This is a genomic window from Lysinibacillus sp. FSL R5-0849 (assembly GCF_038595075.1).
GTDB lineage: Bacteria > Bacillota > Bacilli > Bacillales_A > Planococcaceae > Lysinibacillus > Lysinibacillus fusiformis.
This window is the reverse complement of record NZ_CP152004.1, coordinates 1759888-1782787: the sequence shown is the minus strand read 5'-3', so window position 1 is coordinate 1782787 and position 22900 is coordinate 1759888. Positions and strand designations below refer to the sequence as shown.

The 22900-nt window shown below is 38.3% G+C and carries 26 protein-coding genes; 7 read left to right on the top strand and 19 right to left on the bottom strand.

The annotated features are described in order from the left end of the window. Nucleotides 1-60: 60 nt before the first annotated feature. Nucleotides 61-1740: a methyl-accepting chemotaxis protein gene (locus MKY80_RS08460; protein WP_089984964.1), complete on the bottom strand. Its 1680-nt coding sequence runs from the start codon at nt 1738-1740 to the stop codon at nt 61-63. 156 nt (nt 1741-1896) lie between these two features. Continuing rightward, nucleotides 1897-2718: a hypothetical protein gene (locus MKY80_RS08455; RefSeq protein WP_342532548.1), complete on the bottom strand. Its 822-nt coding sequence runs from the start codon at nt 2716-2718 to the stop codon at nt 1897-1899. A gap of 104 nt (nt 2719-2822) precedes the next feature. On the opposite strand from MKY80_RS08455, the gene MKY80_RS08450 reads away from it, so the two are divergent. Beyond that, a complete protein-coding gene (locus tag MKY80_RS08450; RefSeq protein WP_342532547.1) occupies nt 2823-3377 on the top strand; it encodes a delta-aminolevulinic acid dehydratase in 555 nt (184 codons plus the stop codon). A 37-nt stretch (nt 3378-3414) separates the two neighbouring features. Here the strand turns inward: MKY80_RS08450 and MKY80_RS08445 are convergent, their stop codons facing one another. From MKY80_RS08445 to MKY80_RS08425, 5 genes are all read right to left on the bottom strand, one after another. Then, a complete protein-coding gene (locus tag MKY80_RS08445; protein ID WP_171365437.1) occupies nt 3415-3954 on the bottom strand; it encodes a DUF1572 family protein in 540 nt (179 codons plus the stop codon). 113 nt (nt 3955-4067) lie between these two features. Further along, complete coding sequence (locus MKY80_RS08440) at nt 4068-4676, bottom strand: SCO family protein (protein WP_171365438.1); 609 nt, start codon at nt 4674-4676, stop codon at nt 4068-4070. A gap of 104 nt (nt 4677-4780) precedes the next feature. Continuing rightward, nucleotides 4781-4903: a YvrJ family protein gene (locus tag MKY80_RS08435; RefSeq protein ID WP_083796479.1), complete on the bottom strand. Its 123-nt coding sequence runs from the start codon at nt 4901-4903 to the stop codon at nt 4781-4783. Between the two features lie 67 nt (nt 4904-4970). Continuing rightward, nucleotides 4971-5195 (bottom strand): DUF2922 domain-containing protein, encoded by a 225-nt coding sequence (locus MKY80_RS08430; protein ID WP_008175631.1) that lies wholly within the window; start codon nt 5193-5195, stop codon nt 4971-4973. Nucleotides 5196-5209: 14 nt separating this feature from the next. Next, nucleotides 5210-5425 carry a DUF1659 domain-containing protein gene (locus tag MKY80_RS08425; protein ID WP_008175630.1) on the bottom strand — a complete coding sequence of 72 codons (216 nt, stop codon included), beginning with the start codon at nt 5423-5425 and terminating at the stop codon, nt 5210-5212. 121 nt (nt 5426-5546) lie between these two features. Between MKY80_RS08425 and MKY80_RS08420 the strand changes: the two genes are divergently transcribed. Then, nucleotides 5547-5975, top strand: coding sequence for a DUF2621 domain-containing protein (locus MKY80_RS08420; RefSeq protein WP_008175629.1), 429 nt, complete (start codon nt 5547-5549; stop codon nt 5973-5975). A gap of 76 nt (nt 5976-6051) precedes the next feature. Here MKY80_RS08420 and MKY80_RS08415 read toward each other — a convergent pair whose 3' ends face one another. From MKY80_RS08415 to MKY80_RS08400, 4 genes are all read right to left on the bottom strand, one after another. Continuing rightward, complete coding sequence (locus MKY80_RS08415) at nt 6052-6210, bottom strand: hypothetical protein (protein WP_342532538.1); 159 nt, start codon at nt 6208-6210, stop codon at nt 6052-6054. 428 nt (nt 6211-6638) lie between these two features. Beyond that, the gene (locus MKY80_RS08410; RefSeq protein ID WP_008175627.1) at nt 6639-7133 is read right to left on the bottom strand and encodes a cytochrome c biogenesis protein CcdC; all 495 of its coding nucleotides are present in this window, start codon (nt 7131-7133) and stop codon (nt 6639-6641) included. Between the two features lie 24 nt (nt 7134-7157). Then, nucleotides 7158-7544 carry a response regulator gene (locus tag MKY80_RS08405; RefSeq protein WP_008175626.1) on the bottom strand — a complete coding sequence of 129 codons (387 nt, stop codon included), beginning with the start codon at nt 7542-7544 and terminating at the stop codon, nt 7158-7160. A gap of 34 nt (nt 7545-7578) precedes the next feature. After that, a complete protein-coding gene (locus MKY80_RS08400) occupies nt 7579-8289 on the bottom strand; it encodes a cytochrome c biogenesis protein CcdA (protein ID WP_008175625.1) in 711 nt (236 codons plus the stop codon). Between the two features lie 353 nt (nt 8290-8642). On the opposite strand from MKY80_RS08400, the gene MKY80_RS08395 reads away from it, so the two are divergent. The 4 genes from MKY80_RS08395 (at nt 8643) to MKY80_RS08380 (ending at nt 12392) form a co-directional block, all read left to right on the top strand. Then, nucleotides 8643-9374, top strand: a complete 732-nt coding sequence (locus MKY80_RS08395; protein ID WP_090001824.1) for a FadR/GntR family transcriptional regulator — start codon at nt 8643-8645, stop codon at nt 9372-9374. A gap of 142 nt (nt 9375-9516) precedes the next feature. Then, nucleotides 9517-10233, top strand: coding sequence for a (Fe-S)-binding protein (locus MKY80_RS08390; RefSeq protein WP_096364120.1), 717 nt, complete (start codon nt 9517-9519; stop codon nt 10231-10233). 15 nt (nt 10234-10248) lie between these two features. Beyond that, entirely contained in the window at nt 10249-11679 is a 1431-nt protein-coding gene (locus MKY80_RS08385) for a LutB/LldF family L-lactate oxidation iron-sulfur protein (RefSeq protein WP_090001819.1), read from the top strand. Then, on the top strand, nt 11676-12392 hold the full coding sequence (locus MKY80_RS08380) for a lactate utilization protein C (RefSeq protein WP_089984982.1): 717 nt from the start codon (nt 11676-11678) through the stop codon (nt 12390-12392). Before MKY80_RS08385 ends, MKY80_RS08380 begins: the two co-directional genes overlap by 4 nt. Before the next feature lie 126 nt (nt 12393-12518). Here the strand turns inward: MKY80_RS08380 and MKY80_RS08375 are convergent, their stop codons facing one another. Further along, on the bottom strand, nt 12519-13814 hold the full coding sequence (locus tag MKY80_RS08375) for an MFS transporter (RefSeq protein ID WP_008175620.1): 1296 nt from the start codon (nt 13812-13814) through the stop codon (nt 12519-12521). A 123-nt stretch (nt 13815-13937) separates the two neighbouring features. Between MKY80_RS08375 and MKY80_RS08370 the strand changes: the two genes are divergently transcribed. Beyond that, nucleotides 13938-15188 (top strand): helix-turn-helix transcriptional regulator, encoded by a 1251-nt coding sequence (locus MKY80_RS08370; RefSeq protein ID WP_107921832.1) that lies wholly within the window; start codon nt 13938-13940, stop codon nt 15186-15188. Between the two features lie 39 nt (nt 15189-15227). Here the strand turns inward: MKY80_RS08370 and MKY80_RS08365 are convergent, their stop codons facing one another. The 7 genes from MKY80_RS08365 to MKY80_RS08335 all read right to left on the bottom strand — a co-directional run bounded on the left by MKY80_RS08365 (nt 15228) and on the right by MKY80_RS08335 (nt 22892). After that, nucleotides 15228-17132, bottom strand: coding sequence for an endonuclease MutS2 (locus tag MKY80_RS08365; RefSeq protein WP_342532531.1), 1905 nt, complete (start codon nt 17130-17132; stop codon nt 15228-15230). Between the two features lie 133 nt (nt 17133-17265). Then, the gene (locus tag MKY80_RS08360) at nt 17266-17391 is read right to left on the bottom strand and encodes a hypothetical protein (protein WP_258954905.1); all 126 of its coding nucleotides are present in this window, start codon (nt 17389-17391) and stop codon (nt 17266-17268) included. A 198-nt stretch (nt 17392-17589) separates the two neighbouring features. Beyond that, nucleotides 17590-18501: an EamA family transporter RarD gene (gene rarD / locus MKY80_RS08355; protein ID WP_036125050.1), complete on the bottom strand. Its 912-nt coding sequence runs from the start codon at nt 18499-18501 to the stop codon at nt 17590-17592. A 129-nt stretch (nt 18502-18630) separates the two neighbouring features. Continuing rightward, nucleotides 18631-19176: a hypothetical protein gene (locus tag MKY80_RS08350; RefSeq protein ID WP_008175615.1), complete on the bottom strand. Its 546-nt coding sequence runs from the start codon at nt 19174-19176 to the stop codon at nt 18631-18633. Nucleotides 19177-19366: 190 nt separating this feature from the next. Continuing rightward, nucleotides 19367-20536 carry a toxic anion resistance protein gene (locus tag MKY80_RS08345; RefSeq protein WP_036125048.1) on the bottom strand — a complete coding sequence of 390 codons (1170 nt, stop codon included), beginning with the start codon at nt 20534-20536 and terminating at the stop codon, nt 19367-19369. 222 nt (nt 20537-20758) lie between these two features. Beyond that, on the bottom strand, nt 20759-21979 hold the full coding sequence (locus MKY80_RS08340; protein ID WP_241652851.1) for an ABC transporter permease: 1221 nt from the start codon (nt 21977-21979) through the stop codon (nt 20759-20761). Between the two features lie 7 nt (nt 21980-21986). Next, nucleotides 21987-22892 (bottom strand): ABC transporter ATP-binding protein, encoded by a 906-nt coding sequence (locus MKY80_RS08335; RefSeq protein ID WP_008175611.1) that lies wholly within the window; start codon nt 22890-22892, stop codon nt 21987-21989. Nucleotides 22893-22900 lie beyond the last annotated feature (8 nt).

The window sequence follows — 22900 nt, the reverse complement described above, 5'->3', positions numbered from 1 at the left end:
AAAAATAAAGAGGTTGTCCAATGATCTATTTGACCATTAGACACCTCCTTTATCATGACCTTAATATTTAAATGTTTGTATGGATTCCTGTAGATCTATCGCCATTTTCGCTAAATGGGTGGAAGCTGCCGCTACTTCCTCCATCGCCGCATTTTGCTCTTCCGAAGAAGCGGCAACGCTTTGCACATGACGGCTTGATTTCATAGATACTTCACCTATGTAATTGATCTCTTGGACCAGCTTTTCAATATCTTGATGGATAGTACGAATGGCTGCGGTAACTAATTCCGTTTGTGCTTGTACATCCGTAATGGCATCATCAATTTGTATAAAATTATCTCTTGCCACATTGACCTTATCACGACCTACATGCACCGAATCATTGCTATTGACCATATCTTCTTCAATTATTCTTGTACTGTCAGTAATCTGTGCTACTACTTTTTCAATTTCCACTGCTGCAAGATTCGACTCATCTGCTAGTTTGCGTACTTCCTCAGCGACAACGGCAAACCCTTTCCCATGCTCACCGCTCCGGGCTGCTTCGATGGAGGCATTGATAGCAAGCAAATTGGTCTGTGTCGCAATACTTTTAATGACGTTCACAGCGGCTACAATGGCTGCTGAATTATCATCTAAATCTTGGACGCGCGTATTTAATTCACTCGTGTTGGCTGAAATTTCATCCATCTGTACCGTGGCAACATGGACAGAAGAACGACCTAAACTCGCCATATTTTTCGTTTCGACGGTTGCATCATTAACGTTTTGAATGCTAGTGGAAATATCATTCATTTTCTTCAAAATATGGGCCGATAAATTTCGTACATCGCCTGTTAACGTATCCTGCTCATCAATTCCTTGTGCAATGTCTTGAATTGATTCAGTGACGACTTCCGTTGCCTGTGTAACCTCCAAGCTACTAGCCGTTAGCTGCTCAGAGGTAGCGGCTACTTGCTCAGAGGAATCTCCTACTTGCTTCATCATTTGACGAAGTTTTTCTGACATGCTATTGAATGACTCGGCTAGATGTGCAAATTCGTCCTTTGTTTTGAATTGTAGATGAGCATGTAAATTCCCCTCTGAGAATGTATCCATTTCTCTGACTGTTAGCTGAATGTTTTTAGCAACTCTTCTACCAAATACAGTAGCAATAATGATGCTAATGAGGAGAGAAATTGCCGCCAATATCATTATTTCAATACCACTTCTTTCCCCTTTTTCCTTTGTCGCCTCAATATGTGCTAGCATGTCTTCCTGTTGTGCAGTAGCCATTGTCTTACCAAAGACTACAAGCTTCAAAGAGCCATCCCCTAAAATCGGCAAGGCTACTTGCTGAGCCTGTTCTATTTCGCCACGTTTATAAAGCGGAATAATCTGTCCATCTATCGCCTTTTCCCAATCATCAAGCTGTTGTAAAAATTGCTCAAAATCTTGATTGCGAGCGCCTATTTCTTGGAGGCGATTAATGGATGTATGTAAGGTATTGCGAATTTCATGATGATTGTTCAACATTTCTTCCTTACCATATAATATAAATCCTCGAATAGCTGCATTTGCACGCACTGTTTGGAACGAGATATCTTGATATAGATGGATTAATTCCGTATTGTCTTCGATTTCAGCTAGTGTCTTATTATTATTTGTTAAGAAATACATCGCAATGGCTGTAATCATTAATAAGAAGGCTAGCACTATACCAAAAGCCATTTGTAGTTTACGTTCCACAGTTAATCTCATATGATTCCCTCAATTCTACTGTAATCACCATAGAGTATATCCTATCTAAATCTATTATCCTATAGAATATGTACCTTTCCTCACAAAACATCGCTAAAATTTAACAATAATGCAAACTCCACCTGAAAACTATTGACAATAATATCCACTATTTTGCTAGTTAAAATAGGAAATAATCCATTGAAAGCCATGGAGATAAAACGAAAAGATCGGGACAAGCAGGACCATTTTCATGAAAAGCTCTCTTTTTTCAACATATTCTCGAATACCTGAAGTAAGCATCATGACACTTAATAATAATAAGCTATGCTGAGCCCCATATATTTGCATCGAAATGGTGATGATTAATGGCAGGATGATAGGAAAAAGAAAATCAGCTGAAAGTCGCTTCCCTTTCTGTTTAATTAATTTTGTCGAAGTTGTTTTCGATGTACCTCCTATTAATTTCTTTGCAAGCAGATAAGCTAAACTAAAAAATAAAACGGTATAAATAATAAATAAAAACAACGGCATTCGGCTTTCTTCATTCAACCAACGAAAATAATCTACCACTTCTGCTGTTGGCAGTTGATAATACTGCATCGTTTTTTGGTCCATGAGAAATAATTCTTCATCCTCCACCATTACCTTGACGGCCATTTCCTTTCCATTATCAAAACGTATATATAAATCACTTGTTGGGGTAGGTTGGGCGGGTCGACTGATAGGGACTTTTTTAGTTCGTAAAGCTTGTAGAAGGTGTTCTGTATCTTGTACCTCATAACGGTTAAGGTAGAACACATGCTTTAATGGATATAAATATTGCTCCTTGCCATCACTTCCAGACATATACCATGCCTGTTGGATAGTTTGAAATTGACTATAAGAAAGAGATACTAGTTCGTCTCTTTGCCTCTCATTGTCCAAAAACAGTAAGAAGGTGATGAGGCTAAGCGTCATGCCAAGTAGTAATGTAAGTAAATGTCCAACCCGTTTCATAGCTAAAACTCCTTTAACCTTTACATATATAGTAATTATTGTAATATACGGTTTACCCATCCAATAGGTTTCATCTATACTAAAGGATGGAGGTGGAACGGCAAATGAGCAAGCCAGAATTATACGTTAATGTAGTAGTAGGACCTAATTGTGATTTTGAATCAATGGCCATCCGTGCTGCACTTGAATCCTTTGGTGCAAGGGTAACCCTTCATTTAATTGGTAGACCCAATGATTTGATTGATGTTTTATCAGGCGTTGATCTACATGGCAAGATGGATTATCTAATTTTGAACTTTCACGGAGATGAAGGACGGTTTTGTCTGCCTGAGCTAGGGGAGGATGTTTATGAAGTTAATGAACCAAAGAGTATATACTTTGGTCCATTGGATGTACAAATTTATAGCCGCCTCCAAGGTGTAAAGGTTATTGCAGCAGGCTGTACATTAGGGTGCGAACAGCTCGCAACAGCATTTTTGCAAAGTGGCTGCCACTCCTATTTAGCACCAGATGACTATATCGATGGTAACGCCAATCTTATGTTTCTAATTCGCTTTTTCTATGAGATCATCTCTCATCATAAAAATCAGCAGGAAGCATTTGAACTAGCTCAAGCCATTGATTCGGAGACTGCGATGTACAAGCTTTATTTGTCATAAAAAAGATCGTAGCAACTACTAATTGCTACGATTTCTCTTATTTTTCATGGCTATTTTCAAGCATGGCCTTGTTAAACGCTTGCGACTGTCCTCTCGCTATACTTAACGTTTGCCACTCAGATCCCTTTACTTGCTTCGCGATATAAATCATTTGACCAATATGCTGTGAATAATGAGCCATTTGCCTTTCTATCGCATCAATTACCGCTAGCTTTTCCCCTCTGATTGTAACATGCCCCTGCAAATCGGATTCTTTAATACTCGCCAAAGCATCTAAAAATACTTGCCAGCCCTCTTCCCAAACTGCGAGAATGGCTTCTTTTGTAGACAGACTATTAATAAACTCATCATCCCGATTTCGTGTAGTTTTCTCACCATCTGTCGTTAAAAAATCAGTCCAGCGCGAAATCATATTACCACTAACATGTTTAACAATGACCGCGACACTATTGGATTCTTCATTATATGCCCAGTGCAACTCAGCCCCTTCTAGTTGGGCCAGTGCCCCATCCCCTAGCTCTTTCACATTGTTAAACCTTTTTTGGATGACCTGTAAATATGTTTGTGCAATCGTCATAAGCGAATCCCCATCCCCTCTTTTTTATTATTATAAATGGAAAATCTTACTGTTTACCAGCTAATAGTCGTCATATAATTAAAACCGTCTCAAAAATTCGAGACGGTTGCTAATTATAAATTTTCATCAACATATGTTTCAATATCAGAAGCTATTGTATCAATTGGTACATCTTCAATATTTTCAGCGAAGCCATTATACATTTTAACGATTGTTCCATCTTTATCGACTAGGAAAAATTGATTACCATGGATAACTTGATCACTATTAGGATCGTTTTTCACTAAAATTTTCGTATTTTTAACCGCAAACTGTTCAATATATTTTTGTGAATAACCTGTAAGAAGATTCCATTTAGAATCATCTGGCACATTATATTTACTAATATAGTTGGCTAATACTTCTGGCGTATCAACATCTGGATCTACGGAAAAGGCGACGATATTATAATCCTCTACTCCTTTTTTCTGTAGCTTTTCTTGGACTTGTGCCATATTCAAGGACATTGGTGGGCAAATCGATACACAATTCGTGAAAATATACATACCAATCCATGGCTTGCCTTTTAAACTTTCAAGTGAAACCGTCTCTCCACGTTGATTGACATGTTCAAAATCAGGTATTTCCAAACTATAATCTGCTTTAAATTTGGAATTCCCACAGGCACCTAGAACAGTCGCACAGGCTAAAAGCAATAATAGCCCAATTAGTTTATGTTTCATGTTAACACTCTCCCTAACCTACACTACCCTCATCCTAACTTAGGCTGTAAGCGTTGACAAGAACTTCTAGGTGACAGCTTTCGTACATATTTGTGAAATTAATTTCATTTTAAGGAAACAAGTGCCTCATGTATCGCATCTAGCTTTACCTCGACACGGTGTAATAAATAAAAGGACACTATTATCGGGAAACCGATATCTGAAATCATGCTTAACCACTGTTCCATCGTTATGCCCCCTTTCACTTAGGTAAAAATGGCCTTTGCATTTTTCTTAGCAAAGACCATTTTTGCATTATTCTGTTGCTACATCAAATTCTATTACTTTTCGTTCTACAATACGAGCGCCTTTAATAGCTGCTAAGGCGCCAGCTTGTCCTGAAAATACATTTTTAGTCACTATAGTTTGCATGACCTTTTGAATGTCTGTTGCGGTAATAGCAGGCTTCGGTGCATCAATCGTCAGCGTAGATGTTTTACCATCCGCTGTCACAAATTGTAACTCTAAAACTTGTGCCATCTTCTGATCCCCCCTTAAGATAATTCGCTGGTTTCTTGCTTTTCAATACTAACCACGGCTAGTGATGAAAGACTGGCCATCGCATGCGCGACAGCTACTAAATCGTCCTCATTATGTGTCTTAGCGAGATTTCGATACGATTTAGTAATGTATGTTGGCTCGTTTTGATCATTGTAGCCTTCCACATATTTAAGTCTTAGGGTAGCATGTAAAAAATTCACATTCGCCATCCATCCTCACCTCCCTTCAAACACTATATAAAGACGAATTGCTAAAAAAGGGACATTATAGGATGAATTTTCTTTCGGAAGCTTTTATAATAGAATCAGAGAAGGCAAAGAGGTGAACGATTTGTTACAAGGTTGGTTTTTATGGTTTATTTTATTTTGGGTAGTTGTCCTCATTTCATTGATGGCGATTGGCGGCTTTTTCATGTTCCGCAAGTTTTTAAAAGCACTCCCAAAGCAGGATGGAAAGTCTGATTTAGATTGGCAGGAATTTTATTTAGATAAAACAATCCATTTATGGGGACAAGCTGAAAAAGAGTTACTCTATGAGCTTGTAAGCCCTGTCCCAGAGCTCTTTAGACAAGTAGCAAAGGAGAAAATTGCAGGAAAAATTGGCGAGCTCGCTTTAGAGGAAAAAGCACCTGCTATTAATAATGACCTCATAATTCGCGGCTACATCCAAGCAACACCGAAACGCGATCACAAATTTTTACGCAAAAAATTAGAGCAAATGCAAATTGACATCGCCCCCTACGAACATTTATTTGAATAAAGAAAGCTACGCTGCACATACGCTTGTGCAGCGTTTTTTTTGGGGTTTAACGGGGTTGTTTACTTCGTTTTCTATGTTACTTTTTTAGCGGGGCATCCTTATTTGCGGTTTTATTCGGTATTTTTACGATTGTATCCGTCACTTTCGGCGCTCTATCCGTCACTTTTGCGATTCTATCCGTCACTTTCGCGGTTTTATCCACCACTTCTCTTGTTTTATCCGCCGCTTTTGCCAAGGTAGCACTATTTGTGCTCTATCCGTCACTTTTGCGATTGTATCCGTCACTTTGCTGGTTTTATCCACCTCTTTTACCGAGGCAGCCTCATTTGGTGCCCTATCGTCATTTTTCTCGCTCTATCCGTCACTTTCGCGGTTTTATCCGTCACTTCGCTGGTTTTATCAGTCAACTTTTACTGAGGCAGCCTCATTTGGTGCCCTATCGTCATTTTTCTCTCTCTATCCGTCACTTTCGCGGTTCTATCCAGCACTTCTCTTGTTTTATCCGCCACTTTTGCCTATGCAGCCACCTTTGGAGCTCTATCCATCACTTTTCTTCGTTTTATCCACCACTTCTGCCGAAACAGCCTCCTTTCTCGTGCACCAACCACAAATCCACCCCACCTCCCAACTCTAGAGCATAAAAAAACTACACTAGTTTGAGTACTAGTGTAGTTGGGGAATCGTTTTTTTGATTTTTTTAAACTGGATTAGCATGGCGATTCGCCAAGGTACTAACATGGCGAAGGCTAGGATCCAGAACATGCCAGCTAATTCGCCGACATCGATGGAGTTGCTTAAAATCATTTTGGCCACTACTCGGAATATTAATAAACCAAATAATATAAAAACGAATGCTTTTGAACGTTTTAAATAAATATCTCGACCCTTCACTTCGAATTTGGAAGTGGCAATTAAAATGGTCGAGAACACCATTCCTACAGCGGCTGCTTCTAATATTTGCATGGGTGGCACTCGGAATTGTTCAAATAAAAACATGAGTGCACCAGAAGACATCGCGATTGGCGGAATAATAATTTTCTTCTCATTTGTTGGCATTTTGGAAGCTCTCATACGTATGACCATGACAAAGCTACCCATAAGAATGGCCATAATGGTTGACCCAATAACATAATAGTGAGAAGGGATATTGCTTAACATAAAAGATCCTCCTCTAATGTCAAATTAGCAATTTTGTCCAAGTAATTGGTCAGCGACGGCTCTTAATCTTTCTGGCTCAAAGGGCTTGGTAATAAAATCTTTTGCCCCACTTTCAATCGCTTCTACAATTAACTTTTGTTGGCCTAATGCTGTTACCATAATTATTTTTGCATTTGGAAACTCTGGGATAATTTTTTTTACTGCCGCAATACCAGTCATAACGGGCATCGTTACATCCATTGTTACTAAATCTGGTTGTAACTCTCGATACATAGCCACAGCTTCTTTACCATTTGCTGCCTTACCTACTACCTCGTAACCCCATTCTGAAAACATATTACTGATTGCAACACGCATAAATAGCGTATCATCCACTACTAAAACTGTAGGCACATGTTCATCTCCCTCCACGTTAAAGTACGGTATGCCTCTTTAGTGTATCAAATTAAAAGCCTGTAAATCCACCGAAAATTGGCTGTAATATACGAGTAATATACGTTAATCCATCAAAGAATAACAAAATACCCACGGCAATCATTATATAACCACCGATTTTCACGATTTTTTGGCTGTGTGTGCGAATCCATGTCATACGTGAAATAAAGAATGATAACACAAAGAATGGAATCGCGAACCCTAAATAATAGGCGAACATATAGCTAAAGCCCGCTCCTGGGTTTGTACTAGCCAACATTATAATAGAAGCTAAAATTGGTCCTGTACATGGTGTCCATCCTGCCGCAAAGGCAATACCAATTAAAACGGATCCCAAATAGCCAGATGGTCGATTTTTAAATTGAAACTTTCGATCCTTCATGAGGAAATCAATTTGTAGTAATCCTACAATCATTAAACCAAATACTACGATTAAAATGGCACCAACCTGACGTAGTAAAGTTTGATAGTTCAGGAAAAACTCTGCCGCATATGAGGCACTTAGTCCAATTATGATAAAAATAATTGAAAATCCTAGTAAAAAGAATAGTGTGTGGAAAATGGCACGCTTTTGTAGCATCCCTTTTTCTGATTTTAGCTCATCTAATGTCATACCAGTTATGTACGATAAAAATGCTGGATACAATGGGAGGGTACATGGTGAAATAAAACTTAAAAACCCTGCACCAAAAGCTAAAAATACGTTAATATCTGATCCCATATTTTCGATCGCTCCTTACAGTTACTGCATCCATCGTACCAAAAAACATGATAAATTGCGCCCTTCCTGATTGTGAACGTTTCATGGCAAAATGATGAGATTTCTGAAAAGTCCTTCCCATACATGTAGAACACCTAATAAGCTACTTCTGCATTATGCGCCCCTGTTGATTTTCTGTCAACAAAATTCGCCATTATTCTACAACATCAAATAGGTTGGCAAATCTCATTTAAATCAGCTCTACACCCATTTTTTATAGACCATATATGGTTAATTAGTGAGTGATTCACTAATCTTCATGTATACTATTCATAACAAACGTGCATTTGATTGAAAAAAAGAGGTGTAGCTCCTTGGAATTAAGAAAAATTAAACCTAAAAAAATCTATGAAGAAGTGTCCGAAATTTTGCATGAGAAAATAAGAGCGGGTGTTTTAAAGCCAGGTGATCGACTAGACTCGGTGGAACAGCTTGCTGAACAATTACAAGTTAGCCGATCTGCTGTGCGAGAGGCGCTGTCTGCTTTAAAGGCAATGGGATTGATTGAAATCAAACAAGGCTCTGGGACTTTTGTCAAAAGTGTGCCTCCAAATAGACTGGATTTTCCATTATCTACAGCCATGTTATCGAATAAACTTGATATTGCCCGTTTATTAGAGGTGCGCAAGATCATTGAAGTAGGAGCAGCCGCAAGTGCAGCCATCAACCGTACGGAACAGGATATTCAAGCAATGGTTCAAATTTTAGAGGACATGAAGCAAGCCCATGGAGATGGTGAACTTGGTGAAAAGGTGGATTATCAATTTCATGTGGCGATAGCGACTGCCTCCCAAAATCCCCTACTTGCTACCATTCTAGATCAAATTTCTGGCCTGATGATTGATACGATGAAAGAAACACGCCGCATTTGGTTGTACTCTAAAAAAACAACAAGCGAGCAACTATATGAGGAACATATGAATATCTTCCTTGCTATTCAGCAGCAAAATGAAGAATTGGCTAAGCAGGCGATGACCTTTCATTTAAGCAATGTTGAAAAGGTTCTATTGCAGTATTTTGAAACAACCGACTCTCATCCACTTTAAAACAGCCTAGCTCTCGACTAGGTTGTTTTATTATTTCTGAAAATTCTATCAAAACATCTTCTTTCTTAGAAAAATTTGTAGTATGATTCATATAGCTATAAGTCATCTGATGACCTGTTGTTTATAAAAAGGAGCGATGCATATGAAAGTAACTCTCTTTGCTACTTGCCTAGTGGATTTGTTTCAGGGAGATGTAGGGAAAGCCGTAGTGGAAGTATTAGAAAGACTTGGCTGTGAAATTGATTTTCCTGAGGAACAAATATGCTGTGGACAGCCCGCTTATAACAGTGGCTATGTGAAAGAATCAAAAAATGCGATGAAAAGAATGATCGGTGCCTTCGAGCATGCCGAATACGTCGTCTCCCCCTCTGGTTCTTGTGCTTATATGTTTAAGGAATATCCAGAGGTTTTTAAGGGGGATCCTCTATGGGAATCAAAAGCAAAGGCATTGGCAGCCAAAACATATGAGTTTACTGAATTTATTGTCAACGTATTAAAGATAGAGGATGTTGGAGCACATTTAGAGGGCAAAGCTACTTACCATACTTCCTGCCATATGACTCGCCTCCTCGGTGTGACTGAGGCTCCATTGAAGTTATTACAAAACGTCGATGGTTTACAGTATGTGGAGCTTCACGGAAAAGATAGGTGCTGCGGGTTTGGTGGCACATTCTCTGTCAAAATGGGCAATATTTCTAGCGAAATGGTTCATGAAAAGGTCCACCATGTAGAGGAGACAGGGGCGGACTATTTAATTGGAGCAGATGCTGGCTGTTTAATCAATATTGGTGGTCGTATTCATCGCCAAGGTAAACCGATTAAAGTGATGCATATTGCAGAGGTTTTAAATTGTCGATAAGAGGGGGAAACATTAATGGCCATGAAAACTAGTAATGATCGCTTTTCGGACCGTGTCACAAAAGAGCTTGACAATCCATTTATGCGGAGTGCTGTTTCTAATGCTCAGGACCGCTTTCAAACTCGTCGTCTACAGCAAACTCTAGAACTTGGAGATTGGGAAGAATGGCGTTCACATGGAGAGGAAATACGTAAACATGTTTTAGAAAACCTAGATTATTATCTACACCAATTAAGTGAAAATTTTGCCAAAAGAGGTGGCCATGTTTTCTTTGCTCAAACTGCTCAAGAAGCGACAGCCTATATTCAAGGTATTGTGAAAAAGAAAAATGCCGCTAAAATTGTTAAGTCAAAATCGATGGTAACCGAGGAAATTAACCTTAATGCTGCTTTAGAGGAACTAGGCTGTGAAGTGATAGAAACGGACTTAGGTGAATACATTTTGCAGGTTGCAGATCACGAGCCTCCATCCCATATTGTGGCTCCTGCTCTGCATAAAAACAAAGAGCAAATTCGAGATGTGTTTAAAGAAAAACAAGGTTACGCTCAATCGGAAAAGCCGGAGGAGCTTGCTCTTTATGTGCGTGATAAACTACGCGATGAATATTTAACTGCTGATATCGGTATAACAGGCTGTAATTTTGCCATTGCTGAAAGTGGATCGATTACTCTAGTCACCAATGAAGGTAATGCTGATTTAGTTACGGCTCTACCAAAAACTCAAGTCACTGTTATGGGAATGGAAAGAATTGTTCCTACCTTTGAAGAAATGGAAGTTCTTGTTAGCTTATTAACACGTAGTGCTGTAGGTCAAAAGCTAACAAGCTATATTACTACGCTTACAGGAATTAAAGAAGAGGGTGATTCAGATGGACCTGAGGAATTCCATTTAGTCATAGTGGATAATGGTCGCTCTGCCATACTTGGTGGCGAATTTCAGCCTATCTTACAATGCATTCGCTGTGCCGCCTGTGTCAACGCTTGCCCTGTTTATCGTCATGTCGGTGGGCATACGTATGGCTCTATCTATTCGGGCCCTGTTGGTGTGGTGCTCTCTCCGTTATTAGGAGGCTATGATGATTTTAAAGAGCTCCCCTATGCTTCAACGCTATGTGGTGCCTGTACGGATGCTTGCCCTGTAAAAATTCCTTTACATCAGCTTATTCATAGACATCGTCAGGTCATTGTTGAAAATGAAGGCAAAGCACCCGTTTCCGAAAAGCTATTAATGAAGGCATTTGGCTTAGGGGCTTCTTCCCCTACTTTGTATAAAATGGCTACAAAAATGGCCGCTCCTGCAATGTCTCCATTTACGAAAGACCATACGATTACTAAAGGGCTAGGTCCTTTAAAAGCATGGACTGAAGCACGGGATTTCCCTGCACCGAATAAAAACAGTTTCCGAGATTGGATGAAGCATCGAACAAAAGGAGATGAGGAATCATGACTGGTACCATTCAGCATCGAGAGAATTTTTTAGCAAACATTGCACAGCAGTTAGGGCGTTCACCTATTACAACGCTCCCCCGCCCCACTTGGCAGCATCAACCTCAAAACCGTACATTAAAAGATGCCACAAGAGACGAATTACTAGAGATTTTCACGAAACAATGCGCCAATATTCATACGAATATCGTGATTTCTAATTGTGCGAAGCTTTCTCAAGATCTACAATCTGTGGTGGACCATTATGGCGGACAATCCGTCATTACTTCTAAGGATGAACGATTTCAAGATTACGGACTATCTAAATTAATGACAGAAAAATGGCCACAGTCTAATATTCAATATTATGAATGGAATTCACAGCAACCAGAGGAAAATATTCAACAGGCTGAAAAAGCAAATATCGGTTTGACCATTAGCGAAATGACGCTAGCTGAGTCAGGGACGGCTATCCTTTTTAGCAGTAAAGATCAAGGAAGAAGTATTAGCTTCTTACCTAAACAATCAATTATTTTGATCCCGAAAAGTACAATGGTTCCACGTATGACACAAGCAGCACAGTGGATTCGTGAAAAAATCAAAAATGGAGAAAAAATTCCTTCTTGTATTAACTTTATTACAGGTCCTAGTAACTCGGCAGATATCGAAATGATCCTAATTGTTGGTGTACATGGCCCCGTTCAAGCCACCTATATCGTCATCGAGGATCGCTAAGCTCATAAAAACAGGAAAGCTGTTGAGATCTGCTACTTCTGGCGGTTGCAGTACTCTTATAAAAAGAAAACAGCAAAAGCTATCGTGACGTCACGATAGCTTTTGTCTACAGTCATAAGCATGCAATTATGTTGTTGAATGAGGCACACTTTTTGTGATGACTTCTTTTTCATAATACTCCGGATGTGCTTCTTTTAAGATAGAAGTACGTAGCATCACAAGTGAAATGATAATGATAATGACGCTTGTAACAGGCAATATGATCATGGCTGGTATAGCATCGTATAATACTCCATACACAACCATACCAATAGGCATCATGGACATTGCCATTGTTTCCATCAGTCCGAAAACGCGGCCACGGAATTCTTCCGAGATGTTTTTTTGCATATAGACCCCTATTGGCATATTAATACCCATTTCGAAAATGGCGAAAATAAAGTAAATGATTAGATAAAAACTAACAATTGCGATATAGGAAAAATTCGTGACTAATGGAATGACGGCTAAGGCAAGACTACCTGCCAACAGCAATAAGCTTATTTTTGAGAAACGTAATGGCGCTTTGACTTCTGGTCTTGTCGCAAAATAAAGGGAAGCGATAAGCATACCCGCTGCACCTGATGCCTGAATAAAACCAAAATGCGTTGATTCTACTTTTAGCAATTCAATGATAATAAATGTTCCGCCAACAGCGATAGCGGAAAAGAATAGATTAATCCATAATGCCACCCACATGATTGTTTTTATGACCTTACGCTGTTTTATATAATAGAAGCCGCCTTTAAGCCCTTCCCATACTTTTTCCTTCTTTACATCTTCTCCTCTTGTACTATAGAGTTTAAAATCCATTGTTGCCTCTAAGCAAAACGCTATGATATACGCTCCGATATTTACCATTAAAAATACGTCAATATTGAAAAATCCATACATCATACCACCAATGACGGGTCCCCCAATGGCAGCCACGGACATCGATAATTGATTAAATGACATCGCGCGCTGTAAACGTTCTGGATTAACAAGTGTAGCAATTGCAGATGAAAACGTAACCCCTGAAAATGCTGAACATATCGTATTAAAAACAGTAGCTATGTAAATAGCATAAACAGACATCCCTACCGTTTCTGTATAAATCAGTAATCCCCCTACGGTCAAAATGGTCCCTGCCTGCGCTAATAAAATTGTTCGTTTTTTTGAAAAATTATCCGCTACATAACCAGCCAATGGTGCTACGAGAGCACGAGGTAACACAGAACAAATCATATTGGTCGCAAAGCTCATGGCAGACCCTGTCATGGCTAATATATACAAGCTAAAACCAAACGCCATGACATTTGCCCCTAGCATGGCAATCATTTTACTCGCTGTAAATGTCCATAAATGATAGGTCGCCTTTTTTAATTTTTCCGCTTCATTCATCTTAAAACCCCTCCATTTTTTAACTAAATTAAAAAGTTTAATTTTATTAAACAAAATATACCACAGCTCCCCCTTTTCATGCAAGAAAAAGTTTAATATAATTAAACAAAAGGAGGCGAGGCAGTGAACTCTCTAGGTGCACGAATTCGTAAATTAAGGAAAGAAAAAAAATTAACATTAGAGGCGCTTGCCGGTGATCGTCTAACAAAAGGAATGCTGAGTCAAATAGAAAATGAAAAGGCCAAGCCCTCTATGGAAAGCCTTGACTATATTGCTGAACGGTTAGGTGTCAAGGCTAGTGAATTACTCGAAGAAGTAACACCTTCATCCATTCGTTCACTTTTAGAGCAGGTCGAAATTTTATTTGCAGAGGTAAAATGGGGAGATATAGTTCGTCATCAAGAAATTGTTGATTTGATAAAACCATCAGTAGAGGGCCTTCCTGACAGCTACGAAGCAGGCCGTTTATTGTATATATATGCTGTCACGCAGTATGAAGTAGGATTAGCTTCATGGGAAACATCCCTCCTGCAAGCCCGCACTATCTTTAAGGAAATTAATTTACTTAGCCATTGGTTCAAAACTTTCATCCTGCAAATGAACGTATTGGCGGAAAAACGTCAATATGACTTGGCCTATGCCTGTATTTTACAGGCGCAAGAAATGATTGAACAAGAGGATTATCAGTTTGATTCTCGTGATGCTTTATTAATGGCTTATTATACAAGCATTTTACAGCTTGCCATCGGAGAACATGAAGAAGGGAAAAAATTAATAAACGAAACCATTACGAATGCTCATAAAAACCAACTGTTTTATCAAATCGATGATATGTATCGTATCGGTGCTTATTGCGCGATGATTGACCATGACTTTGAACAAGCTGAGCATATGTTTATGAAGCTGGAGCAATATCGGGCATTTGCCGAACGCGCACTAGTAGATGCTTTCATCTATATTTTACGGGCACATTATTATAATAATTACATGTTTAATTATGAGCAGGCGTTAATAGAAATTGAGAGCTTTAATGAGCTCAAGCATGAGGATTTAGAAATTTTGGATTCAAACTATTATTATGCGGAAAAAGGAAAGTCCTTATATTTACTCGGTCGTTATGAGGAGGCTAGGGCTGTATTTGAGCATTTTCAAAAAGCACCTAATTTTATCAGCCATCCATATGATATTTTAGGTTTAAATGAATGCTTTTCCTATAAGGCCCTTTGCTATGCACATTTTGGGGAACTGACAACCGCCTATGACATCGCAAAAATGGCATACAACGATTCACTAGATTTAGTTGACTTACCTTATAAACGCAAAATCGAAGAAGTCTATATGACGATTAAGGCACAAATTGATTCTACTTCTTAATATGAAAGGGATTGCACCGCTTCGTGCAATCCCTTGTTTTTACTTTTGCTGATCTTCTTTTATTTGCTTATGAATTTTGCGTAATGCTTTTTTGGACCCCCGCTCAATATCATGCTGAAGCTTACGTTCTTGATAGTCGACAAATAAGGTCTCAAGATCATAGCCTTCAGGGTATAATTCGGTTGCCGGTAGCTCTAATGCAAGTCGTTTCACATGAACCTCTAGCATTTGACCCTTATAGTACACAGTGACATTATAGAACTGATTCATCTCTTGATAAACAAGCCCGACATCATCATGATCCAATAATTTCACACGGTCCCCTTTGGCAAATTTAACGATTGCTGCCCTGCCAGCTTTCTCTACTTTCGGCTTACGAATTTTACTATCCTGCACCCGAGTCAGCTGATAATCCTTATTATTCATATAATCCTGTGCTCGTTGCAAAACCTCTGCACGGACATTCATTTTTTTAGAAATCCAAAGAGCATTACTCTCTCCAGACGTGCCAATCATCAACTGATACAAAGGCTCTAATGTTTCACTATTAAATCGCATAGCCGCATTCATAAAGTCTGGATGCATCTCTGAAAATCGTTTAATTTCTCCGTAATGTGTTGTCGCTACTGTCATACAGCCCATTTGATAGAACTCTTCCAAAATCGCAATAGCCAGTGCCGCACCTTCATTCGGCTCAGTACCACTGCCGATCTCATCAAATAATAATAGTGTATGGTTATTGGATGCTCTCATAATGTCGGAGAGATTTTTCATATGTGATGAAAACGTACTTAGCGCATTTTCCATACTTTGATTGTCACCTATATCGACAAAGATATGATCGAATATAGCCAATTCAGTGCCCTCATCTGCCACGATATGAAAGCCGGACATTGTCGCCAATGTTAATAAGCCAATTGTTTTCAACACGACCGTTTTCCCGCCTGCGTTTGGTCCAGTAATAATTAGACTCCTATAATCTTTTCCAATCCTAAATTGAAGTGGCACAGCATTCCCTGATAATAAAGGATGTCTACCATTGATTACTTGGATGAAGCCATAATCATTGAGGCGTGGCTCCATACCACCAATTTGTTTACTAAATTTTGCTTTAGCAAAAACCATATCATATTGGCTAATCAACTCCATATTAATATGGAGGGCGTGAAGATGATCCATTAAAAGCCCCGATAAAGATGCTAAAATCTGATACTCCTCCACCGCCTCTTCAGCCTTTAAAGTAGCTAATTCTCCATTTAATTTAGCGACCACACTTGGCTCCATAAAAACAGTTGCACCCTTTGAGGAGATTTCCACTATCGTACCTTGTACATGGTTTTTATAGGAAGCCTTAATTGGAATCGTATAGCGTTCATCCTTTTGACTAATAAAGAACTCTTGTATATACGTTTTATTGGCACTGTTGTTCAAGAATTTTGTTAAGCGGTCTTTTATTTTTTCCTCTGTCGTTTCGATATGATGACGAATCCGCTTCAATTCTCGACTAGCAGCTGAATCAACGCGATTAGCTTTTATAGCAAAATTAATTTCTTCTTCCACACTTTTAAATTCAGCCATCGAATTCGCGTAAGATGAAAGAACTGGCGCAAAAAATTCCTTATCCAACATGAATTTTTTAATGTTACGACAGCCTCGTAAAAAGTCTGACATGCTGATGAGCTCACTGGGGTCCAAGATCATCCCTTTTGCCAGTTTGGTCATGATATGCTCAATATTGGATACGCCTAGAAATGGGACATGACCCTCCGCATCTACGATTACCCGTGCCTCAGTTGTTTCATTCAAGCGAGTTTTTACAACTGCTAAGTTTGAGCTTGGCATTAATTTATCTAATAACTGTTTGCCCAATCCACTTACACAATAGGATTTAACGATATCTTTTAATTCTTGGTATTGTAACTTCTCTAGCGTAGTAAAATTCATTTGTATATGCTCCTCATTCTGATATTTATCATTCATGAAGATACCTACCCAATATTAGATAGCAATGAAGTGTTAAATAAACTAAAAAAAGCTGTGAGGAATCCCCACAGCTCTATCTTCAAAAGGCGAGTGTTCATAGCACTACAAATAAAACCTCATTTTCAGAAGTTTCATCCATATATGCACCGCTTGATAAAGTATTGTAGGCATCTACATAGGTTTTGAAATAAATCCATGAGCAAATAAGGGGTCTGTTCATGACATATATCCCCCTGTCGCCATATCATTTATTTCATTTAATTTTTACCTAGTTAGAACCTACCGCACTCACAAAAAGCACCTCTCAATTTTTATCATTGTTATCTAATTATTGACATCATCTTACTATATGTTGACTAAATTGTAAAGGTACGCTCTCCATGTAGTCCATTGAATAAAAAAAGACTTGTAGAATATTCTACAAGTCTACTGATTTATGATGAGCTTTTCTTGTTTCTATAATCTTGGAACCTGAGAATAGTAATAATGCTCCCCAAATGATGCTAAATGCTAAAAGCTCTATCTGACTAAATGGCTCTTTATACAGTACGATACCTAAAATCAATACAATAGTTGGTGAAACATATTGAATAAAGCCCAATAAATACAATGGAATATTTTGTGCACCTTTTGCAAATAGGATGAGTGGTACAGCTGTTACTAAACCACTGAAAATCATCAAAATATCTGTTTTTACATCAACATGTAAAAACGAAGCTTGATGGGTTGTAAATAGATACACATAATAGCCTAAAGCAAATGGTAGGATTAATAATGTTTCAATAGCTAATCCTCTCGTCGCATCCAGTGTAATTTTCTTTTTCAATACGCCGTATATCGCAAAAGATAGCGCAATCAATAGTGCTACCCATGGTACAGAGCCATAATTGATCGTTAAAATAATAACAGCCATAAAGGCAATTCCTGTCGCTACCCATTGTGCGCGACTCAACGATTCTTTAAAGAAAATTACTCCAAAAATAACAGATATGAGCGGATTAATATAATAGCCTAAGCTTGTCTCAATTAAATGGTTATGGGTTACTGCCCAAATATACAAGTACCAGTTCATTGAAATGACGAAGGAGGCACCCGCAAGCTGCCAGAAATGCTTTTGATGTGACCATAAATATTTTAAGTCCGCGATAAGGTCTTTACGCATTCGAAATACGATGACAGCCAGTACAGTAAAGACAAACGACCAAATCACTCGGGATAATAAAATCTCCATGCTTGGTACATGTTCAAGCAGTTTCCAATAGAGAGGAAAGGCACCCCAAAAGGCATAGGCAAAAAATGCCGCCAAAACCCCTTTTTTCTCATTTGACATTGCCACTAACGCTCCCTACTCATAGTGAAATCAATTGCGACCTCACATAATATTAAACTAGTTAAAGAATAGACTCATTATAGAGCTTTGTGTGGCAGCTGTAAATGCCAAATTTCTAGACTCCTTAGATCACCGTCCATCCTTCTGCTCTGATTCTAGCTCGGAGATATATTTACGCACTGTACTATAGCTAATATCTGGATTGATTTGGCGTTTGATGCGTATATGGATTTCCTTTATACCAACCCCTTGCTCTCGCATATTTCGAATCATCGACTTAAGAGGTCCCGTTAATGACTCTCTCGACAAGGACGTATATTTACTCAGTTCAATTAATAGCTCCGTATTTTGTTGTCGGAGCACCTGCATTTCCTCTACCACGCAATTATATTCCGTTACTTTTTTTTGCAGGACTATGTTTTGCTGCTTAGATTTTTGCAAGTCCTCTGTAAGTGCTGCATTTTGTTTTTTTAATGTCTTTCGTTCTTGTTCTATACCATTTTGCTTATGATCTAAATCTGTATGCCTCGCACTGTACACTTTTTCCTTATGCAATAACTCTAAATAACGGCTTTGTGGAATAAGCATTAAAGTTTCAGCTGCGTTAAGAGCAAGCGTTCCATCTTCAAAAGGCTCATACGACAATGTAGAGGATTTTATTTTATTGGTCATCATTTCACTCCTCCACGAATGATTTCATGTAATCGTATTGCTTTGTATAACATCTGTTCGCTTCCTTTTTCATTTGATAATCATTCTCATTTAATTTTATCATAATCAGTATTTTCCTTTTTGTCAAAGAACATTTAACGCAAACAAAATAAATAAAGCTTCTTGCAGAAATTTCTACAAGAAGCTTCGATTATTACATTTTTTTCAATTTTTCATATTCTAATTGCAAACGTTCAATACGTTTTCGACCTTCTTCACGACTTCTCGCTGTTTCAGCTTGAATTTGCTTCGTTTCTTGAATACCAGACATAATCGTTTGCCATGTTGTTTCAATTGTTTCAATTTTTATGCTCGGGCTACCTGCTGCTCGTGCTATATTAACGCTGTTTTTACTAATGTTTTCAGCATTGCGCACAAGCATTTCATTCGTACGGCGATCTAGCTCAATCATAGAATCGGAAATCAGCTTTTGGCGCTTTAAAGTAACGGCATGAATTAAACCTTGTTTGAAAATAGGGATTGTCGTCACAAAGGCTGAGTTAATCTTCGCAATTAAATGGTTATTACCTTGCTGCATTAAACGTATTTGAGGTGCAGATTGGAATGATACTTGCTGCGCCATTTCTAAATCATAGCGACGTTGCTCTAATAATTCCACTGCACGTAGCATTGTTTCATATTCCATTGCCGCTAATTGATCGCCCGTCTGAGCCTTTTGTTCAAGGGCCGGTAATGTTGAACGAACATCTTCTATCTTTACTTCAATCGCAGCGACAAACTTACTTAAAGATTGGAAGTAATTTAAATTTTGATCGTATAGATTTTCAAGGTCAATTGTATTTCGCTTCATTTCACCTTCATATTTTTGAATTTCGCGGTAAATGACATCTACTTCCTTATTCATGCTGTCATATTTAGATAGAAACTTTTCCAATTGCTCTTTTCCTTTATTAAAGAGCTTGGAAATAAAGCCACCTTTTTTCTCCTCCGAGAAATCTTGAGGATCAAATTTATCCATAATTTTATTGAGATTATTTAAAAGGACACTCGATTCTTCTAGTTTGCTGGACTTCATAGTAGCCAGCATTTTATCAGAAAAAGTAGAAATGCCACTTGCTGTTTCTTTCCCAAGCTCTAGCATGGCAATTTGATCTTTAACATCAATTCGTTTAGCAAGTGCATGAACCTCTGGATCTTTCTTTAACATAAGCTGGTTTTGCGCAATTTGTGAAAGCTCTTGCTCAGATACAAGTACTGGCTTTTGTTCAGGCTCTTGTTGCATAAGCGGATTAGGTTGTAATAAAGGATTTTCAGTAGCGAATGGGTCCTTGGATTTTAAAAGATCATTGTTGAATTCAGACATACGTTTTACCCCCTGCAATTTATCTCTACAATTTACTTACGATTACTTTGGAAAAAGGTTTCATTTCCGATAGAAAGACAAAACCAATTTCAAGCTCTTTATTAAATTATAGCTTCTTTCTAAACAAAATTCGACTGATTACGCAAATTCCTTTACATTGTTTTCTAACGTTGGCATGAAACAACCAAAAAGCAGCTACATCATCGTGTAGCTGCTTATCATTTAAGTGGTAACCTTTAAAACTGTTTTAATTTTTTGAATGACCCCGCCTGAGCTATATGTCAGTACACTACGTTTATAGAACGATAAGCTAAATAGGTACACGACTATAATCGTTGCGATTAAAATACCTAAAGATAGTAATGGAACTAACCCTCCGATATCTGTAGCACCTATCCTCATAGGCATGATCATTCCTGATGTTAATGGAATATACGAGAATATTTTAATGATGATTGTATCTGGATTACCCATCCCTGTTAGCATCACATAGAAGCCGATAATCGTAATAATCATGGCAGGCATTAATACCTGACCTGCTTCTTCTACTTTCGATACTAATGAGCCAAATAATGCGCCAATGATAAGATACAGGACAACCGTTAGCAATAGGAATACAATGGCATAGATAACATAGCCAACAGACAATTCTTTGACAATGCTAGCAGCCGCATCCCAAACGATACCGCCTTTTACGAGCTTAGCATAAATCAGGAATACTGCTGCAAGAATGCCCATCTGCGTTAAAGCAAGCAGTAATACACCTGCAATTTTTGCTTTAAAATGAGTAGTTGGTTTGACACTTACTAAAAGCATTTCCATTGCTCTTGAGCCCTTTTCAGAGGCAATTTCAGTCGTAATCATAGATAGGAATGTAGAAATAAAGAAATAAATTAAAATTCCAACTGCATAGGAAACAACTAAACCTGATTGCTTTTCTTCTTCACTTTTTCCACCCGTTGATTCCTCATTTAAGTTTTTAGTGGAAATCGTAGTTTGAGCGGCCATAATTTGTGCTGCCTGTTCAGGTGAAAGCGATAATTGCTGTACGGCATAGTGCTGACCAGCATATTGTAATAAGGATGACAATGACGATTGATCGTTTAATTTCAGGGGTGTAAACGTAGCAATTTCTGCTTGTAGCTGACCACCTTGATCGTTAATCGTCACAATGGCATCTAGTTTGCCGTCCTTCACTTTTTTTTCAAGTGTCGGTCTATCCTTTTCATCTTGGATAAAAGCCATATCCCCATTGGAAACAAAGATACCACTTAAATCAGCAGATGTCTCATTAATAATGGCAATTTGCTGTGCTTCATCATCACCTGTAAATAGCTCTTTAATTTCGGACCAGAAAACAGCTACAGACATTACAAGTACATATAAACATGTCATTAAAATAAAGGATTTTGATTTTATTTTTGATTTATATAATTGTTTCATCAATAAATTAAACTTCGACAACATTGCCACCTACCTTATCTTTAAAGATTTCATCTAATGATAAATAATCCAGGCTGAATTTTTCAATATACTTCCCATTGGAAAGCTGCTCAAAAATACTTTGGGCAAAGCTTTCATCCACTAATGTTAAAACTGTTTGTTCCTTCTCAACACGTACATCCTTGACGCCTTCTAACGCCAATAGCTGTGTTGTTGACCAATCTGTCCGTACTGCCAGTTTTGTTTTGCCATATTGTTTCTTTAAATCTAGTAGACTACCAGAAAATAATGAAACACCTCTTTTTAATAGGCATAAGTGATCACAAAGTTCCTCCACATTATCCATTTGGTGACTAGAGAACAAAATTGTTGTACCCTGTTCCTTTAAAAGTAGAATGGCATCCTTCAGTAAGTCCTTATTAACCGGATCCAATCCACTAAACGGTTCATCCAAAATTAAAAATTCAGGTTTATGGATAAAGCTGGCGATAAGCTGTACTTTTTGCTGGTTCCCCTTTGATAGTGTTTCAGCCTTATCTTTTCGTTTTTCTTCCAGCTCAAAACGTTGAATCCAAAAATCAATTTCCTTTTTCAGCTCGGCTTTTTTCATCCCACGTAGCTCACCAAAAAAGTACAACTGCTCCTCTACTTTCATCGTCGGGAAAATACCACGTTCCTCAGGTAAATATCCTAGGACGTCTCTGTTAATCGCATTAACTGGCTGACCATTCCATGTAATTGTACCTGCCGTTGTCTCCTGTAAATCTAAAATCATACGGAATGTAGTTGTTTTCCCCGCACCATTTTGGCCAATCAAACCAAAGATTTCACCTTTTTCAATTGTAAAATTCAATCCATCTACAGCCGTAAAATCCTTGTACTTCTTCGTGACATGCTGTAACTGTAAAGTCATGTTGTCAC

Coding starts and splice junctions, on each gene's coding strand:
- MKY80_RS08385 (WP_090001819.1), top strand. CDS start 10,249: ATGGCCATGAAAACTAGTAATGATCGCTTTTCGGACCGTGTCACAAAA.
- MKY80_RS08350 (WP_008175615.1), bottom strand. CDS start 19,176: ATGATGACCAATAAAATAAAATCCTCTACATTGTCGTATGAGCCTTTT.
- MKY80_RS08435 (WP_083796479.1), bottom strand. CDS start 4,903: ATGGAACAGTGGTTAAGCATGATTTCAGATATCGGTTTCCCGATAATA.
- MKY80_RS08455 (WP_342532548.1), bottom strand. CDS start 2,718: ATGAAACGGGTTGGACATTTACTTACATTACTACTTGGCATGACGCTT.
- MKY80_RS08460 (WP_089984964.1), bottom strand. CDS start 1,740: ATGAGATTAACTGTGGAACGTAAACTACAAATGGCTTTTGGTATAGTG.
- MKY80_RS08430 (WP_008175631.1), bottom strand. CDS start 5,195: ATGGCACAAGTTTTAGAGTTACAATTTGTGACAGCGGATGGTAAAACA.
- MKY80_RS08425 (WP_008175630.1), bottom strand. CDS start 5,425: ATGGCGAATGTGAATTTTTTACATGCTACCCTAAGACTTAAATATGTG.
- MKY80_RS08380 (WP_089984982.1), top strand. CDS start 11,676: ATGACTGGTACCATTCAGCATCGAGAGAATTTTTTAGCAAACATTGCA.
- MKY80_RS08445 (WP_171365437.1), bottom strand. CDS start 3,954: ATGACGATTGCACAAACATATTTACAGGTCATCCAAAAAAGGTTTAAC.
- MKY80_RS08340 (WP_241652851.1), bottom strand. CDS start 21,979: ATGAAACAATTATATAAATCAAAAATAAAATCAAAATCCTTTATTTTA.
- MKY80_RS08360 (WP_258954905.1), bottom strand. CDS start 17,391: ATGAACAGACCCCTTATTTGCTCATGGATTTATTTCAAAACCTATGTA.
- MKY80_RS08410 (WP_008175627.1), bottom strand. CDS start 7,133: ATGTTAAGCAATATCCCTTCTCACTATTATGTTATTGGGTCAACCATT.
- MKY80_RS08345 (WP_036125048.1), bottom strand. CDS start 20,536: ATGTCTGAATTCAACAATGATCTTTTAAAATCCAAGGACCCATTCGCT.
- MKY80_RS08335 (WP_008175611.1), bottom strand. CDS start 22,892: ATGACTTTACAGTTACAGCATGTCACGAAGAAGTACAAGGATTTTACG.
- MKY80_RS08400 (WP_008175625.1), bottom strand. CDS start 8,289: ATGGGATCAGATATTAACGTATTTTTAGCTTTTGGTGCAGGGTTTTTA.
- MKY80_RS08440 (WP_171365438.1), bottom strand. CDS start 4,676: ATGAAACATAAACTAATTGGGCTATTATTGCTTTTAGCCTGTGCGACT.
- rarD (WP_036125050.1), bottom strand. CDS start 18,501: ATGTCAAATGAGAAAAAAGGGGTTTTGGCGGCATTTTTTGCCTATGCC.
- MKY80_RS08375 (WP_008175620.1), bottom strand. CDS start 13,814: ATGAATGAAGCGGAAAAATTAAAAAAGGCGACCTATCATTTATGGACA.
- MKY80_RS08450 (WP_342532547.1), top strand. CDS start 2,823: ATGAGCAAGCCAGAATTATACGTTAATGTAGTAGTAGGACCTAATTGT.
- MKY80_RS08390 (WP_096364120.1), top strand. CDS start 9,517: ATGAAAGTAACTCTCTTTGCTACTTGCCTAGTGGATTTGTTTCAGGGA.
- MKY80_RS08365 (WP_342532531.1), bottom strand. CDS start 17,132: ATGAATTTTACTACGCTAGAGAAGTTACAATACCAAGAATTAAAAGAT.